Source organism: Streptomyces sp. NPDC055749 (assembly GCF_053617235.1).
Map to the genome: position 1 here is coordinate 228,506 of NZ_JBSHFH010000004.1, position 16,571 is coordinate 245,076.

The 16,571-nt window shown below is 65.4% G+C and carries 9 protein-coding genes and 6 pseudogenes; 7 read left to right on the plus strand and 8 right to left on the minus strand.

Annotated features, from left to right (window positions below; all coding sequences use genetic code 11):
• Nucleotides 1–229: 229 nt before the first annotated feature.
• The 3 genes and pseudogenes from ACWGO0_RS05035 to ACWGO0_RS05045 form a co-directional block, all read right to left on the minus strand.
• Nucleotides 230–455 (minus strand): annotated as a pseudogene (locus ACWGO0_RS05035) (transposase family protein); the annotation flags it as partial.
• Nucleotides 444–683: pseudogene (locus tag ACWGO0_RS05040) on the minus strand (LysR substrate-binding domain-containing protein); the annotation flags it as partial. The pseudogenes ACWGO0_RS05040 and ACWGO0_RS05035, both read right to left, overlap by 12 nt.
• Entirely contained in the window at nucleotides 677–799 is a 123-nt protein-coding gene (locus tag ACWGO0_RS05045; RefSeq protein WP_453528091.1) for a hypothetical protein, read from the minus strand. The gene ACWGO0_RS05045 and the pseudogene ACWGO0_RS05040, both read right to left, overlap by 7 nt.
• Before the next feature lie 117 nt (nucleotides 800–916).
• On the opposite strand from ACWGO0_RS05045, the gene ACWGO0_RS05050 reads away from it, so the two are divergent.
• Nucleotides 917–1,270: a hypothetical protein gene (locus ACWGO0_RS05050; RefSeq protein ID WP_453528094.1), complete on the plus strand. Its 354-nt coding sequence runs from the start codon at nucleotides 917–919 to the stop codon at nucleotides 1,268–1,270.
• Nucleotides 1,271–1,564: 294 nt separating this feature from the next.
• On the opposite strand, the gene ACWGO0_RS05055 is transcribed toward ACWGO0_RS05050, so the two are convergent.
• Nucleotides 1,565–1,807 carry a hypothetical protein gene (locus ACWGO0_RS05055; protein ID WP_453528097.1) on the minus strand — a complete coding sequence of 81 codons (243 nt, stop codon included), beginning with the start codon at nucleotides 1,805–1,807 and terminating at the stop codon, nucleotides 1,565–1,567.
• Complete coding sequence (locus ACWGO0_RS05060) at nucleotides 1,804–2,118, minus strand: hypothetical protein (protein WP_453528100.1); 315 nt, start codon at nucleotides 2,116–2,118, stop codon at nucleotides 1,804–1,806. Before ACWGO0_RS05060 ends, ACWGO0_RS05055 begins: the two co-directional genes overlap by 4 nt.
• Before the next feature lie 9 nt (nucleotides 2,119–2,127).
• On the opposite strand from ACWGO0_RS05060, the gene ACWGO0_RS05065 reads away from it, so the two are divergent.
• The 3 genes and pseudogenes from ACWGO0_RS05065 to ACWGO0_RS05075 form a co-directional block, all read left to right on the plus strand.
• Nucleotides 2,128–2,673 (plus strand): replication initiator, encoded by a 546-nt coding sequence (locus ACWGO0_RS05065; RefSeq protein ID WP_453528150.1) that lies wholly within the window; start codon nucleotides 2,128–2,130, stop codon nucleotides 2,671–2,673.
• Nucleotides 2,674–2,725: 52 nt separating this feature from the next.
• Nucleotides 2,726–3,029 (plus strand): annotated as a pseudogene (locus tag ACWGO0_RS05070) (tyrosine-type recombinase/integrase); the annotation flags it as partial.
• Between the two features lie 121 nt (nucleotides 3,030–3,150).
• A pseudogene (locus ACWGO0_RS05075) lies at nucleotides 3,151–3,861 on the plus strand (IS630 family transposase); the annotation flags it as partial.
• 262 nt (nucleotides 3,862–4,123) lie between these two features.
• Here the strand turns inward: ACWGO0_RS05075 and ACWGO0_RS05080 are convergent.
• Together ACWGO0_RS05080 and ACWGO0_RS05085 are read right to left on the minus strand one after the other, a co-directional pair.
• Nucleotides 4,124–4,627 carry an SUKH-4 family immunity protein gene (locus tag ACWGO0_RS05080; RefSeq protein WP_453528103.1) on the minus strand — a complete coding sequence of 168 codons (504 nt, stop codon included), beginning with the start codon at nucleotides 4,625–4,627 and terminating at the stop codon, nucleotides 4,124–4,126.
• Between the two features lie 12 nt (nucleotides 4,628–4,639).
• Nucleotides 4,640–13,723, minus strand: a complete 9,084-nt coding sequence (locus ACWGO0_RS05085; protein WP_453528105.1) for a golvesin C-terminal-like domain-containing protein — start codon at nucleotides 13,721–13,723, stop codon at nucleotides 4,640–4,642.
• A gap of 382 nt (nucleotides 13,724–14,105) precedes the next feature.
• Between ACWGO0_RS05085 and ACWGO0_RS05090 the strand changes: the two genes are divergently transcribed.
• Nucleotides 14,106–14,228, plus strand: a complete 123-nt coding sequence (locus ACWGO0_RS05090; protein WP_453528108.1) for a hypothetical protein — start codon at nucleotides 14,106–14,108, stop codon at nucleotides 14,226–14,228.
• A 352-nt stretch (nucleotides 14,229–14,580) separates the two neighbouring features.
• Here the strand turns inward: ACWGO0_RS05090 and ACWGO0_RS05095 are convergent.
• Nucleotides 14,581–15,285, minus strand: a pseudogene (locus ACWGO0_RS05095) (transposase family protein).
• 131 nt (nucleotides 15,286–15,416) lie between these two features.
• On the opposite strand from ACWGO0_RS05095, the pseudogene ACWGO0_RS05100 reads away from it, so the two are divergent.
• Nucleotides 15,417–15,575, plus strand: a pseudogene (locus ACWGO0_RS05100) (NF041680 family putative transposase); the annotation flags it as partial.
• Between the two features lie 53 nt (nucleotides 15,576–15,628).
• Nucleotides 15,629–16,111, plus strand: a complete 483-nt coding sequence (locus ACWGO0_RS05105; protein WP_453528111.1) for a hypothetical protein — start codon at nucleotides 15,629–15,631, stop codon at nucleotides 16,109–16,111.
• Nucleotides 16,112–16,571: the final 460 nt, after the last annotated feature.

A 16,571-nucleotide genomic window follows, 5' to 3' on the forward strand; every position in this document is an offset into this window, starting at 1 on the left:
AACTCCATCGCAGCCCTTTCCCATCCGTCTCCCATGGGAGACGGATGGGAAAGGCAGTGTCCACAGCCCGGCTCCCACCACTTCCTTCTCCCACACCCTCTGGAGATACCCAGCGATCCGCTCCTCCATCGCTAGGGTCACCTCGCTGTACGTACCCTCCACATGCCCATGCTGCCCTCCACCGCGACGCGCGGGATGCCGCCCGGCTCGCCTAAGGGATCGCAGAGAATCAACATGCTGACTTGATCTCTGTGGGGTTGCTTTTCGTGAGGAACGCGGTGACGGCGGCGGGTGTGCGGACTGGCTGTTGAGGGTCGAACGGTGCAGCCGTGGTCGGCGAGGAGGGGCTGGATTTAGTGAACGGCCCTGGTGATAGTGCTGCCGTTGACGCCGAAGAGCTGGGCGATCAGGTCTCGTGTTCCGAGTTTGCGCAGGCAGAGCACGGCGGCCACGGCGTCGGCGGCCACCGCGAACTCGTTGATGCGGTGGACGATGTCGAGCCAGCGGTTGGCGACACCGGCGATGGCCTCGATGGTGGCCATCAGTGGCAAACCGTCGTGGACGGTGATCCACGGCAGGTCTGCCACGTCTCGGGGCGAGACCTGCGCCTTGGCGGCCAGCGGGTGACCGGCTGGAAAGGCGACGTCGAGAGGTTCGTGGAGCAGAGTGATGGCGATCACGGTACGGCGTGGACGTTGTCGGCGACAGCGACGGCGGCTCCGGCCATCGCGACCTCCACCGCCGCCGTCCAGAACGTCGAGCAGCGTGTCCTTGACTTCCGCAGGGCGGAGTGTGCCATCTCCCGGCGTGCCGAATCCTTTCGCTCACGGACGGTGAAGCCGAGCGTAGTTTTAGTCCGCTTTGGGGGCGGCAGAGTGGGGCAAGGAAGTCGTCCGACCTCACGGAGAGAAACACTTTGAAGAACAACAGGAAGGCGGGCGTCGCTGTGCGTGCCGCCCTCGCCGTGTCCGCAGCCTTCGCCCTCGCTCTGTCCGTCGCGGCGCCCGCCGCGGTGGCCGCCCCCGCCGCGGACCCTCACGGGCTCTCGTGCGAGAAGGGCAAGCACAACATCGACGACTACACCGGCTGGGCGCTGTGCACTAACGTCGGGAGCGAGCCCATCACCTTCTGGGTCCACTTGATCTGTGGCTGGTCGCCCGACGCGGACGGTGAACACATCCGCCTCGAGCCGGGCGACTCCGGCCAGTCGACCGCGCACTGCTCAAGCCTTGGCTCGGGGATCGGTGAGATCCAGGTCCGCTCCTCCTGACAGCAGGCGCCGCAGAAAGGCGTACCCCGGGCTGTTGCCCGGGGGTACGCCTTTTCCGCTGTGTGCACGGCCTGGCGGGCGCCTCCAGATCGCACTGCGGTCCCCGGGCCGGAGTACGGGCCGAGGGTGTTGCTACCTGGCCTCCCTGTGGAGGGGAACGACACTGGGCGTCGGCAGCTGCAGTCGTTGGCAAAGCTCTTCGTTCTCGGCGGTGAGCTGGTTGAGCGCGCGTACGAGGGCAGGGACGTCCTGGCGCAACCGGTCGAGTTCTTTATTTGTGGGCGATGGTCTTCTTCAGCTCGACGACCTGCCGGCGCAGCCGTGTCTCGGTGTCGGGGGTGCCGCCTCGCTTGCGGACGTGTGCGTTGAACTCGTTCGCAGGTCGGGGTGGCGCTGGGTGAAGGCGTTGCGCGGGACCTGCGCCTCTTGGGCGAGGGTGACCATGGTCAGGGCGCCATTGGAGTGTTCGGGGCGGTTGGTGAGGATGCGGTCCATGGCGGCGCGGATCCTGTCGCGTTCGTCGAGTGCGGGGCTCACGTGGTCAGTTCCTGGCAGGTGATGCGGGTGCGGTCATGGGTGTCGGCGAGGCCGCGCAGCCGCCCGGCGGTGGCCAGGAGCCGGTCGGCGATCGGCTGGGGGTGGTGGACGGCCTGGCCGGTGAGAGTGTCGGCCCGGTCGCGCAGTTGCCGGGCGTGGAGGTCGGTGCGAACGGTGTTGGCGCAGCCGGCCACGCACCGGTCCAGGGACGCGGCGCCGCCCTCCTGCCCCACGGAACCCCGCTCCCGTGCACCGCGTGCGAAGGCACCGTACAGGCCCGCCCGCTGCCCCGGCTCGCGATCACCCGGCACGTGCGACGAATGCTCCGCACCTGCTGGGAACTGGGCAAGCTACCGGAGTTCGCCCACCTTAAGCTCCGGAAGTTGGCACACATGCTCAGCTTTCGGGGCCACTTCTCCACCAAGTCCCTTAGCTACTCCAGCACTCTGGGCGCACTGCGCCACGCCCGCCGCACCTGGCACACCGAACAGCCCCGCACCCACGCCAGCCTGCCCGACCTCAACCCGACGACCACCCTCGTCGTCGGTTATTGGGACTACCTCGGCTCGGGCTACAGCCCCGGCACGGCATTGCTCGCCGCCGCCGTGTGGCATCACGAGCAACCGGAACGGCAGTTCGCGGCCGAAGGGGCTCCTCATGACCGCGCATGGCCAGGGGCAGACTACGCCGGAGGAACAGCTCACCGTGCCCCAGGTAATGGCCCGCTCCAGCTCGGCCGCTCCGCCGGCTACGACATCCTCCGCACCCGCCGACCCGCCTCGATCACGCTCGGCCGCGCCCGCCGCATCCCCGCCCACGCGCTCACCGACTTCATCCGCACCCGTCTCGACCAGGAAGCCGCCTGATGACCACATCCCGCGACACCCCCGACTCCCGACGCGCGCGCCAACAGCGATGGAGCTCACCGAGAAGATCGCCGCCAACAACCGCGGCCTCCCCGCCCCCTCCGCGCAGGGCGGCCTGGCCGCGTACCTGACGTACTGGCTCGACGCTGTCGCCGTCCACCAGCTTCGCGAGAACGCCCATATCCGCTACACCGCCGTCGCCCGGCTCTACCTCACCCCGGCCTCGGACGGAAGAAGCTCGCCAAGCTCACCGCCAAGGACGTTGTCACCTGGCTCAACCAGCTCCGCGCCACCTGCCATGCTGCACCCGCGGCCTCGACACTGCCCGTGACCAACCCCGCTGCTGCGCTGGTGGGGGGATGCGCGGACGTGGTCGCCGGGCGCGCAGGAGGCTGTGCGGTTGCTGGCGGTGTCCGCGCTAGTGGAGGGCCGGGACCGGGTAGAGGTTGCGCCCTCTTCAAGGTGTCGGCCCGGGCCGTGGACAACTGGTGGGCAAAGTGGCAGGCAGGTGGCCGGGATGCACTGCTGTCCGGGCGGCGGGGCCGTCGTATGGGTGAGCACCCGGTCCTGTCCGAGGCCGAGCAGGCCGCAGTCCGGCAGGCCGTCCTCGATCACGTCCTCTCCGGCCTGGGGCTTTCGGGTCAGCTGTGGACGCGGGGGCAGATAGGTGAGCTGATCTTCAAGTTGTACGGGGGCTGCTTCACGGAGTCTGGCGTGGGCAAGTACCTCACGCGCTGGGGGCTGACCTTCCAGCGTCCCGACAAGCGGGCGGTCGAGCAGGATGCGGAAGCGGTCCGCCTCTGGCGCGAGGCGACCTGGCCGGCGATCCGGCCCAAGGCGAAGGCAGAGAACGGTGAAATCCCCTTCGGCGACCAGGTCGGAGTCCGCTCGGACCAGGTCACCGGGCGCACCTGGGGCGCCAAGGGTCAGACCCCTGTCGTCCGCCGCACCGGCAACCGGTTTTCCGTAAACGCGATGCCCGCGATCAGCACCCGCGGCCGGATGTATTTCATGGTCTACACCGAGTCGTCCGACGCGAAGGTCATGTGCCGCTTCCTCGCCCGGGTCGTGGGGCACTTCGACCGGAAGATCCACCTGATCGTCGACCGGCACTCCGCACACCGCTCAAGGACTGTCCGGGCCTGGCTCGCCGACCACAAGGACGCGATCGAGCTGCACTTCCTGCCCTCGTACTCACCCGAGCTGAACCCGGACGAGTTGGTCAACGCCGACCTCAAGCGCAGCCTGCCCCCACACCCACCGGGCGAGGAACCAGGCCGAACTCGCCGCCGAAACACGCAGGTTCTTCCACCGCCGACAACGACAACCCCACATCATCACCGGCTGCTTCCAAGCCCCACACGTCCGCTACATCCTCAACGAGTGAACCTTTTCGAGGATCACCGAGATCTCCGCTGGCCACCAGCCTGCTACAGGGAAAGGGGCACCGTCACTTGCCCGGGTAGTCGCCGACTGCCACATCATCAAGGAAAGCGCTCCAAAAACCGTTCGGATCTTCCGTGGAGGTCGTATCAAGGCGCTGGAGTTCGAAGCGGAGCCGATCTGCTGCCGCTTCAGATACGTCCAGATCCCTATCGATCCCATACAGCGGCAGCATTCCATTCAGCGTGGCCAAGGAATCGACGAAAGCGGCAATGTCTCGATTTACAACCAGAGGCGCTGAAGGGCTCCAGGAGGCCAAAAGCAGCACCTGCCCGACGTCTGAGCTGATGCAGATTTCATCATCTTCACGAGAGTAGCCGATAGTGACGCCGTTGACGCTATAACCGAGACCCGCACATGAAGGAACAAACGGCCTGTCAACTGCGCGAAAGATAGTGAGGACAGCCTGCGGAACCCCATGATCTTCCAAAAAGCGCCGCACCTCAGGTGTCACCACTGACGGCACGCCGTCAGGGTACTTAGAGAATTTAAGGTGCGGCGCCATGGACATCACAGCCCTTTCTTAGCCAAAGATCGATTTAATTACCCCGCGCAGGGCGGTTCTTGCCGCTGGCCTACTGGCCGGGTCTGCGAACGGGATTGAGTAGGTCAACTGTACATCGGCAGGGAGCGACGGAAGAACAGCACGACTCCCGCCGGGGCCTTGACATCTTGGGCACATCCCGTACTCGGTATACATCTCGGCAATGTTGCTTCCGCCCCCTGCTAGTTGCACAAGGTATTCTTCGGCGTGACCCGCGTCATCAGAATGAGCCGAGATGATACTTCCATCTCGGAGCCTCGCTGATCCGTACAAATTTCCTCGGTTATTGTCCAGCAGGCGCTGAAACACCGTAGCGCGACTCAGCTCAGTTGAACCGTGCTCGACTTGTTGTCCAATGTCTCCGCAGTTATGTACGAGTACCGGCGTCTGTCCTGCCAGCACATAGTAGGTGTGGACGCCGGCGACGGTGAGGTTGTGGACTCGTTCGCTGCGGTGGCTGTCGTCGATCGCGGTGATCTGGATCCAGGTGCCGGACGAGGTCTGGAGCCACATGCCCGGTTCGAGCCGTTGGGCCTTGACCCACTTGCCTGCGTCCGGGAGCCAGAAGAGGTGTGCCGAGGTTGAGGTGATCTTGCCCGGCTTGGCCTGGCCGTCCTTGCCGTCGGGGTCGACGGTGAGGGTGGTCAGGTGCTTGTCGCTCTTGTGGTTGCGGGTGTCGGTGACTTCGCGGGCCCTGGTGTCGCCCGTTTCCGGGTCGGTGGCCAGAACCTGCTCGCCGACGGTCAGGTCCTCGATGTTCTTGCTGGATCCGTCCGCCATCACCACGCGCGTGCCCGGCACGAAGCTGTTCCTGCAACTCGGTGCCGCCTGCGGTGCAGCCGCTGGTGCGTCCTTCGGTGCAGCCGCTGGTGCGTCCTTTGGTGCAGCCGCTGGTGCGTCCTTTGGTGCGGCGGGTGCCGCCTTCGCGGTGTCGGTCGCCGTGTCGGCGGCCTTCGCCGTGTCGGCCACGTTGTCCGCGGCCTTCGCGCCGTCGGCGACGGCGTCGACGGCATTGACGGTCTTGGACGCCAGCCGTGCCCCGGTCGCCACACTGCCCGCGAACGGGATCATGCCGGCCGCGGAGATTCCGGCGTCGACCCAGTTGCCCTCGGCCGCGTACCAGATCGCATTCGCACCGTCGGCGACCTCACCGACCACCGGCACCTGACCGGCGACATCCAGCACCGCGTGCCCGATGTCCGAGATCGAGATATCGACGCCGAAGAGGTGACCGTCCAGCTCTACGAAGGCGATCGGGTTGCCGCCCGCGAACGCGTACCGGTTGCCCGTGTACGGGTCGCTGCCCAGCGTCATGTCGGCCAGCGCGCCGTTGTACATGTCCCGCGTCAGGAACCGGTTCAGACCCGGGTCGTAGTTGCGGAACCCCATGTCGTACGTACCCGACGAGGCGTCGTAACGCTTGGCGTTGTACCGGTACTCGTTGTACGGCTCCGCGTCCGGGGCCTGGGCACCCGGCTTGTCCGCGCCGGTGAAGAGCTTCGACTCGTCCGAACCGTACGCGGTGTAGCCGTACGTCGCCCGGGTCGTGCCGTCGTCCTTCGTGATCGCCTCGACATCACCCTTGGGGTGGTAGGTGAACTGTGAGTACTCCTTGCTCCCGTCGTCCTTGTGCTTGATCTGAGTCAGCTGCTGACCCCACGGCGACCACTGGTAGGACTTCGTCGCCTTGCCCGCGACCTCCTCGCGCAGGACCTTGTTGTCCATGCCGAGGTAGGTGAAGGCCGTGGTCTTGCCGCTCGTCCCGGACGTGGTCTGCGACTGGGTGCGGTCGAAGGCGTCGTAGACGTACGAGGTCGTCCTGGCCGAACCGCCGGTGCCGGCGGTGTGCTTGGCCATCCGGTCGAAGCCGTCGTAGGTGTACTTCTCCTGCGTCGACCCGTTGGAGGACACCGTGTCCAGGCGGCCCAGCGGGTCGTAGTTGTAGGTCGAGGACACCCCGGCCGTGGTGTTCTTCAGCAGGCGGTTGCGGTCGTATGTCGAGGACGTGGTGACGTCGCCGACCGTCTGGTTGACGACGTTGGAGTTGGCGTCGTACTGGTACGACTCCGTCCCAGCGCCGTCACCGGTCTTGGTGACCTTCCTGATCCGGTCCTGCGGGTCGTACTCGAAGGACGAGACCGTGTTCAGGTGCGCCGAGGTGTTGTCGGCGTTCATGACCTTGGCGGTGTCCTTGGAGCGGTTCCCGTTCGGGTCGTACTCCAGGTCGTGCTGGGCGACGATCGCGCCGGTCGAGGTCTTCTCCAGGACCGACTTGGCCGGACCGTCGAGGAAGTAGGTGAAGTCGACGGTGTTGCCGTTCGCCTTCGTCTGCTTCAGCGGCTGGTTCCGGTCGGTGTAGGTCTGGGTGAAGATCTGCTGATTGCCTGCCGTGGGTGAATCGGCGTTGGTGACCTTGGAGATCTTGTTCCGGATGTCGTACTCGATCTTCGACCAGGTCAGGTCGTGCGTGGAGCTGGTGATGTTGCCGTTGATGTCGTAGTCCAGGGCGGTCGTGTTCTTGACCGTGCTGCCCGACTTCTCCTCCACCTTCGACAGCTGGTTCAGCCCGTCGTAGGCGATGGCATAGCTGTCGATCTTCGCGCCCGCGGCGAGGTCCTTGACCTCCACCAGGTTGGCGTTGGCGTCGTAGCGGTAGGTGAAGTCCTTCTTCTCGTTGTCGGTTTCGCCGGTGTTCGAGCGGACCAGTTTCACCGCGTCGGCGACCACAGTGCCGTTCGCCGCGTCCGTCAGCGTGATCTTCTGGGCGGCTGCCTCCGTGAAGGAGTACGAGCCCAGCGAGATCCACTCGTTGGAACGCGTCGACTGGTCGACCGTCTTGGTGACATCGCCGGTGGCGTGGGTGACCTTGAAGGAGGCGTCGGACGCCGCACCCGTCACGTCACCGTGGCGGACGAAGACCTCGTACGAACCGTCCTGCGGGATGTTCAACTGCCACACGAACTGCGAGCTGCCGGTCCCCTTGGGATGCGTACGGACGTCATAGCCCCACTGACCCGTCGCCTGCGAAGCACCCCAGGTGCCCTGAGTCGCGGTGTTGTTGACATCCGTCGAGTCGACGAGCGCGACCTGCTTGCCCACCGGGACACCGTCGTCGGAGCGAGCCCTCTGGTTGCCCGACGGGTAGAAGTCCCACGTCATCGTGCGCTGCGAAGAGCCACCGGCCGAAGTCAGCGTGTTCTTCGTCTGCTGACCGAGGTCGTTGTAGTCGTACGTCGTCGAGATGTCGAACGCGTCCGTCGCCGACTTCGTCCAGCCGTTGTCGAAGTAGGTGTACTTCGTGTCGTTACGGACGATCTGGCCTTGCGACGGCGGTGCGGACAGCCGCTCCAGCTGGCCGACCTCGTCGTAGAAGTAGAACGTCCTGTCCGGGCTCCCGGAGTCGCCGTCACCCGCCTTGAAGGGACTCAGCTGCTCCTTGACCCGGTTCAGTTCGTCGTACTTCGCTTCGGCGACATGGTCCGTGGCATCAGTGGTGGTCTCGACGCCGCGCGGACTGATGACCTTGGTCTGGTTGCCGACCTGGTCGTACTCGAACTTGGTCGTCCGGTGAGTTATGACACCGGAGCCGTCCTTCGAGTGCGGCACCTTCTGCTCGGTGAGCGCACCCCGCTCGTCGTACGTCAGGAGGGTCTTGTTGTTCTCCGCGTCCGTGGTGGAGAGAGTGAGTGAGTCCTTGTCGTAGGTGGTCGAAGCGGTCTTGCCCGCAGCGTCCGTGACCAGGAACGGACGGTGGTTGAGGTCGTAATCGGTCTTGGCCGTGAAGTCGTCCGGGTCCGCGGAGGCGTTCTTCTTCGGATCGATCATCTTCACGACGTTGCCGACGTTGTCGTATACCGAGACCGCGGTGTCACCCTTGGCGTTGGTGGCACTGGTCGGCTGGTAGATCTCGTCGTACGCCACCCTGGTGGTGTACGAGCCGACCACCGCACCGGCCTCGTTGCCCTTCGGCTCCGTCACCGACAGGACGTTGCCGACCTTGTCGTAGGTGCGGGTCGTCTTGCGTCCAGGCGCTCCGGCCTCGTCACCGGGCGCGATCGACTCAGTGATCTGGTCGGTGGCGTCGAAGACCGACGTCGACACCGTGCCCGAGGGAGAGGTGACCTTGGTGACGTTGTCGTTCGCGTCGTAGACGGGCGCGGGAACCGTGATGAACTGATTGTCCGCCGCGCTCTTGGGCGCCCTCTGCTCCTTGGGCCGGCCGAAGGTGTCGTACGCCTGGGTCGTCTTCGCACCCTTGGCATTCACCGCCTCCAGGACCTGGCCCCGCTCGTCATAGACGTACGTCGAAGCCTTGCCCAGCGCGTCCGTGATGGTCGCCGGGTAACCGGTCGGGCCGAAGGCGCTGTTGGTGGTCGGGTTGCCGTTGGCGTCGGTCGCCTTCGTCAGCTGACCGTAGGAGTCGTAGTCGTACTTCGTGGTGTAGCCGCTGGTCGCGGGAACGCATACACCCGGGCTCCACGTGGCGGTGCCCTTGGGATCGGTGACTGTCTTCAGGTTGCCGAAGCAGTCGTAGCCGAAGTTCGAGGCGCGGCCCTCGGGTGAGGTCTTGCGTGTCAGGTCGGCGGAGTAGCCGTCCAAGCGCGTCTGATACTCGTACTTGGCCGCGTTGGTCGGGTAGGTGCCCGGGGCGCAGTCCGAGGACGGGGGAACGCCCGCCTTGTTGTTCTCGGCGTCACGCTGCCAGAGCGGGTATCCGGTCTTCTGGTCGTAGCAGTATGCGGTCTTGGCGCCGTTGGCTTCTTCGAGGTAGGTGACGTTGTTGTCCGCGTCCCACGACATCTTCGTGGGCTGGGACTTGGCGTTGGTGATCTGGACCGGGCGACCGAAGTCGTCGGTCACATAGTCCGTGGCGTGGCTCTCCGCATCGGTGAGCTTGGTGTCGGTGAACTTGGTGTTCGCCGTGTTCGGCTTGTACGCGAAGCCGGTGGTGAAGTTCTTGCGATCAGTGATCGTCTGCGTCCACCAGTGGTACTTCGGTTCGTCGCCCTCCTTCGGGTAGTAGTACGCCAGGGCGGTGGAGTTGGCGCGCGGGTCGGTGGCCTTGACCAGCTTGACGTTTTTGTTGCCCTGGGTGGCGTCGTACTCGAATCCGAACACCTTCGGCTGGGAGGAGCCCGCGCCGTCGGTGAGCTTGGTGAGCAGGCCCTTGTCCGAGTACTCGAAGGCCAGCTTGCGCTGCGAGATGTCGGTCATCGACTTGACGTGGTCGTCGACCTTCGGTCCGGCCTCGCCCTTGGCGTAGTACTCGACGGTCAGGCTCTGACGGCCCGCCGGGTCGGTGATGTACTTCAGGAACTTGGTGGGCTTGTTGTTCGACTTGCGTTCTTCGTACGTGTAGGTCTGCGTGTTGCCGTTCTTGTCGACGATCGACGTCATGTAGCCGTCGCAGCCGAAGAAGAACCGCGTGCCATCGGGACGGGTCATCGTCCAGGCGTCGGGTATCGGGTCCTTCAGCGGGGTGCAGTCCAGCCCGGGCTTGGCTTCCAGCTTGTAGTGGACACCCGCCGGAGCCTTCCAACTGCCGTCGGGCTGCTTGGCGAAGATGTGCGTGGTGCCATCACCGTCCGGGAGCTTGACCTCGGTCGGGTGGGGCTTGGGGTGGAACTCCAGCGGCGCGCCGAGTCGGGTGGGTCCTGCCAGTTGGCCGGACCAGCCGTGCCCGAGGACGGTGTCGGAGGTATCCAGAGTGTTGTAGGAGAAGCGGGCGAAGGTGCTGATGCCACGGCCGGGGTTGGAGAACGCGTTGTAGGACCAGACGCTGTTCCCGGAGGCCGTGTTGTTCATGACCGTCGAGCCGGCGCCGGTGTTCTTGCCCGCGTAGGAGTAGAACTTCTCCAGGCCGAGCTGGTTGGAGGTCGGGTCCTCCACGGCGACGTTCTGCTTCAGGCCGGGGATGCCGGCGGTGCCGGAGACCCAGGTGCTGTTTGTCTTGTTGAAGACGTCCCAGGTCAGCGCGTAGTCGGTGCGCTTGTTGCCCGAGTCGGAGTTGATCGGGGTCTTGACCTGGGCCTGGAGGCTGACCGAGTCACCCGGTGCGACATCACGGGGCAGGGCGGTCTGGATCTGGTTGCCACCGTTGGTGACATCCGTGCCGTCCGGGAGGGCCCACTTGTAGGTGAGGACCTGGTCGGTGGCCTTCCACGTGGTCGTGGTGGTGTTGGTGAGGTTGAAATCGACCGTGTATGTGGTGTTCGGCGTCATCCGGGCCGGGGTCTGCGGCGCGAAGTACGTCGAGGCGGTCGTCGAGTCGATGTACGTGACCACGATCTTGGGGTGGAGCTTGGGCTCGGCGCCTTCGGAGGACAGGAACAGGGTGCGTTCCTGCGCGACGGCCTCGTTGGCCATCTTGATGGCGACGCCCTTCTGGGACGTCGGGGTGGTCACCCAGGACTGGGCGAGTGAGGTGACGTTCCAGTCGTGCCGGGCCGGGTCGTTGGTCTTGGATCCGGTGTCGGACACGACCGCGCCGACGTCACCGCCCTGGGTGGTCCAGTTGGTGGCGGCGTTGGCCTTCACCCAGGTCGCGGTCTCGTCGAAGTCCCGTGTCAGCGGGCGCAGTTCGTAGATCGCGCCGGTGGTGTCCTGGCTGGTCTGGGTGCCCCACAGCCGTACCGTGGCATCGAGAACCCGGGCGGTGGTGGGGATGCCGAGCTGGGGGAACTTCAGCAGGGCGCGGGTGTCACCGTAGGTGAGGGAGTTGTTCCCGGCCGAGATCCAGGTCTGCGGGCCGCCCTCGGTGAGAGTGTCGTGGGGCAGGGCGGGTTCGGCCGAGGACAGGGTCGTGTCGGCCGATGCCTCCAGCACCTTCGTGGTGCGGCCCGCCTTGGGGAGACGGACCAGCTGGGTCTGGGCGCCGAGGATCTGGCGGTCCTTGGTCTTGACGGCGACCATGTAGTAGTACGCCCGGCCGAACGGATCGGTGTCGTCCGCCTTCGTCGGGACCGCGGAGGTGTCGGTGAACGACGTCGTACCCGGCGCGATCGGGGACACCATCGTCGCAGCCGACGGGGTGAAGGACTGGTTGATCGAGCGGTGCACCTGGTACTCGACCAGGTCGTCATCCGTGGACGCGGCCGACGGGTCGGTGTACGCCGACCAGTTCAGCTCCGCACCCGTGTCATGGATGGTCGTCGGGGCGGCGAGGTCGACACCCTGGCGGCCATAGGTCAGCACCAGCTTCGGGTAGTTCGCCGACTCCCCCGCGTACGCGAACTCGCTGCCCTCGTAACGCGGACCGCCCTTGGGCCCGTTGGCGCTCTCGTCACCGGCCTTGATGACGAAACCGTTGTTGGTGTTCGTGCCGTCGATCCACGACTGGACCGTCTTGGTCACGGGGAAGGTGTGCCAGGTGTTCAGCTCATTGGGCTTCTTGGTGACGACACCGCCCTTCGTGAAACGGACCGCGTCGGCCAGGACCGTGGTGGAGGTGGATGCCGGGCCGTCACCGAGGACGACCTTGCCCAGGGTGCCCGCCTTGAACGGGTGCGTCCCCAGCGTCTTCCACTCACCACCGGTACCGGCCTGCTGATTGACCGTGTACGCCTTCGAACCACCGTTGTACGTCACGGTGTACGGGGTGTTGGTGGCACGGTCGGTGGCCGGGACGTAATGCGTCTCGACCTGGTAGTCACCGTCCTCCGGCAGACTCGGCTGCCAGGTGTACGTGTCCCCGGCGACCGTGTCCTTGTTGTAGAGGTAGTCGGTGTTCACCGCGTACTGCGTGTACGCCGTGTTCCCCGAAGCAGGCCAGGAGCCGACGGCCGCGGTGCGCCCGGCGTCGCCGTCATCGACGACGACGGAGGTGCCGGACAGCTCACCCGTGAAGGTGTTGGCACTGTTCCACGTCGCACGGTCCTCGGTCCACGGCTGCGTGGCGCGGTGCGCCTCCAGCTGGACCTCGGTGTCACCCGCGGTGTGCGTCTGGTCGTAGTACAGCTTCAGATCCGCCGAATCCAGCTTCGTGCCGGCCGGGACCGTGCCCAGCGGGAAGCGGATCAGCGCACGGGAGGAGCCGGTGCTCGTGTTGCCGACCGACAGACGCCAGTTGTCGTCATAGTTGGACGCCGGACCGTCCGACGAGATCATCACGTCCTGGGCCGTCGTCGGCGTCGGCGCGATCGTGATCGTGGGATCGACGGTGACCGGGTACTGCCGCTCCGGCGCGGCCAGCCACTTCGCATCCGGTATGACGGTCAGCTTCCAGTCCTTGCCGGACTTGGTCAGCTTCTGCTCAACCGCCGCACTGTAACCGGCACCGTACGGGGCGGCGGGATTCCGCTTCGCGTCCGTCATGAACGCGGCGGGGATCACCAGCACCGGGTTGGGTGCGTCACTGTAGAACTTGACCGAGCCGTCCTTGCCCGACTTCGGCGTCAGACCACCCGCATCGAGAGTGAACGTGAACGACACCGGACCGTCCGGGCGCTCCGCGAGAACAATGTTCTCCTTCACCTGCCCCGGACCCACCACATAGGACAGGTCCGCGCCGGCCACCGCGTTCTTGTACGTCACGGTGTTGCCCTCGGCCACCGGAGCGAGCTTTCCCGCACCCTGAAGGCCCAGCGTCACCGTGTGACCGTCTGCCTCGAACTTCAGCAGCCGATCCGCGTCCGTGCCGAACCAACTACGCGCTGCGTTGGTCGTGTTCGCCAGCGCGAAACCCTTGGCATCGGTCTTCGTGACCGTCGGATCGATGTCCTTGAACGACTTACCCGACCGGTACCCGGTCGGTGTGACCGACACCTCGGCCTGCACCCGACCGTCGGACAGCTGCCAGAAACGTTCGTTCGCCGTACGCCGACCCGTCAGCTCCGCAACACGCTTCGCCTTCCCGGCCGCCTTCCCCGCAGGCAGCTTCTCCCGGCTGGGAAGCGTCGGATTCCCGCCAGTCCTTGCCGCCTTCGGCTGATTCCCGCCGCCCTCGTCGTCTTCGCCGGAGAACCAGCCCGTGAAGGAATCGATAATTCCCTCGCCGCCGTCACCCGAAACCTCGGCCGCATAAGCAACCTGTGGCAGCAGGGTGGAAGCGACCGCCGAAACCACGAGGCAGGCCATAGCCCGCCCGAATCTCACTTTCACGCCATTCCCTTCATCTGCACGCCGGCGAGGAACCCCAGCCAGTCGCACTGAATACCGACCTGACGACCTGACTCCGGGCATGACGACCGGACCACCCCCCATCGCATGGGAAAGGCTGCCTCGCCGGTCACGTGTCGATCAGAGTCGGACGCTGTCTAACGGATTCTTCGAACCTCAGTCAAGGGAATTCACAATTCGGGCATTCGGTTCCCTCGAGTGAAATGAGTGTCCAAATTCATCCGTTATCCCCCTACCGTGGCGTGCACGGTTTCCGATGCTGTATATGCCAGGCGAACTCGCTTCGACCGAAAGCGCGGACATGCCCACAACACAAGAACCAGTCGACTTGGAACAGCCGGAACAGTCCGAAGACCCTGAAGTCGCCGGAAAGGTCTCCCGGAGCCCCGACCGACGCGGCGTCGCCGTCGCCGCGGCCCTGCTGCTCGCCTACGGCGCACTCGCCACCTAAGGAATCCTCGGCGCCGGGAACGAAAAGGCCGACAAGGGTCCGCGGTGCCCATGTCCGCCGCCGTGACCTACGAGGTCCTCGGTGACGGTGCAGCGGACATCACCTACCGCGGGGGCAAGGGCGACCGGGCGACTGCCGTGTAAGAAGGCAGGGAACGTGCCGCTCGGCACTTCCCCTGTCTTCAACATCACCCTCGGTGAAAAGGGTGGAGAGGCCAGCTGCACAATCGCCGTCGGCGGCAGGCACGTCCAACGTGCCACCGCGTCCGGGGCCTTCGGACGCAGCACCTGCACCACCGAGTCCGCCAGAAGTGAAGCGCCTGCATCTCATGAAAGTGGTCAGTGAGCCTCTTTCATCCTGCATAGTCGCAGGTCAGTAGCATATGGACGGCCTGGACGATGGTACCGATGCGACGGGTGGAACATCTGGCTCTCCGGAGCAGTCGCCAGGACTTCAGCTGCGCGAAGGCGCGTTTCTCCGGGAGCTCTCAGTCGGACGTGGTGACGGTTGAACTGCTGGTAGTGCTCGGGCTGTTCGCGGTGGTGGTAGTACGGGGTGGGAAGGTGGCGCCGGCACCTTGGTAGGCGCGGTCGTCGAGGACGAGGATCTGCCGGTAAGGCAGGCTTGGACGATGCCGTGGGCACGGGCCGCGGTCAGATCATGGGTTCGGCCCGGCGTCGCGCGGGAGAACCAGAGCAGCACGCCGTCGGGCCGAGTGATGACCTGCACGTTCATCCCGTGCTTACGGTGCTTTTGCGAGTAGTACGGCTCGTCCGCGCTGATCCGGTCGGTGGAGATCAGGGTCCCGTCGACGATGACGTGGTCGCCCTCACCGAGGCCGGTGAGAGCCTCGTGAAGGCCGGGTGCCCGGGAGGGCAGAACGTCCAAGGTCTCATCGACGTACCGCCAGGCGGTGGCCTGGGATATCCCGAACCCGGCACCGAGCTGCGAGAACATCTCGTTTCTTACGCAGGTGGACCAGCGTGAGCAGCGCCTGCCTGAAGCAACCGAGCTTGCGCCAAAGGGTGTTGATGTTCAGGCGGTACTCGTAGAGCAGCCAGGAGACATGCTCGACGAACTCGTGAGGGACATCGAGCGGACCTACTCTTCGCGCAGGAACTCCCGCAGGTCCGCGGCTACGGCCGTCATTCCTTCGCCGGCCTCGATCAGGTCGTGACGGTGCAGTTCGCACCAAAACCCTCGTAGCCCGGCCCAGGACGCCCGCCCGGCTCGAAGAACCGCCAACCGGCCGCCCGCCATGACGTTGGCAGGGTCCTCGCTACCGGCGAGGCATACAGCCGTCCCAGCCACCACAAGGCAGGAACAAAGCCCAGGCGCACTGCCTAATCAGCAGGCGGCCGGCGTAATCAACTTCTATGGACGCACCGTCACACGGCAAGATGAGCGACATGGTCACCGACGGTGCGTTCACGCTGCTGAGAGGCGCAACAGGCTTCCACCGCCCGAAGGAAGGTCCACTTCCGGATACGAACCTGCGGGCGTTCCGGACCGCTCTGTATGCCGCTGCCCGGGCAGCGGGTGGCCGAGTGGATGAGGTGGAGGAACAGGAGTACCCACAGACCTTTCACACCGCATCGGTCATCCACGATTACGCTGGAGAAGGCGTCGTCCTGTGCCATGCTCACCACCCCTGGGTTCCCTTCGCTCATGAGCGAAGGGAATGGTACAGGGACGAGTTCGTCCCCCCGCCGCTTTGGGCCCACCCCTTCGCCGTACTCGGCTTCACAGCGTTGAGCACTGAACAGTTCATCACGCCTATCTCCGACCTGGACACGTCACTGTTCTCACGAAGTGAGTGGCACCAGATCGGCTTCTTCCCAATAACCACGTTGGGAGGAGCGCTCTTCAACGCGTGGGACTAATGGTCACCAGACCCGTTAAAACGACAAGCTTATGCGTACTGCGACGCCGCCTGCCGGCAGAAGGTCTACCGCCGCCGACGGGCCACCGGCCCGGCCCCGGACCCGGCCATGCATGGGATTTCTCCTTGCTTGCCCGCCGGGCGTGCGGCCCGGCGAGCAAGGTATCTGGCCGGCGGCCCGGGAGCCGGATGGTGGCGGCCCCCTGGGGTAGCCCGGCGGGCCCGAGTCCCCTCGACGGCGATAGCTCACGGCGCCCGTGGTTAACCGAATGGTCCCGGATCTGGAACTCCATCGCAGCCCTCTCCCATCCGTCTCCCATGGGAGACGGATGGGAGAAAGATCTTCCCAATCAAGGCTGACTACGGCTAGTGCTCTGACCGCATAGGTTGGCCGGTTTGGTGATCGCGGCGGTTGGATGGGGGGACGTCCGTTCCGACCGCTGGAGGTGCGGTGGCCGAGC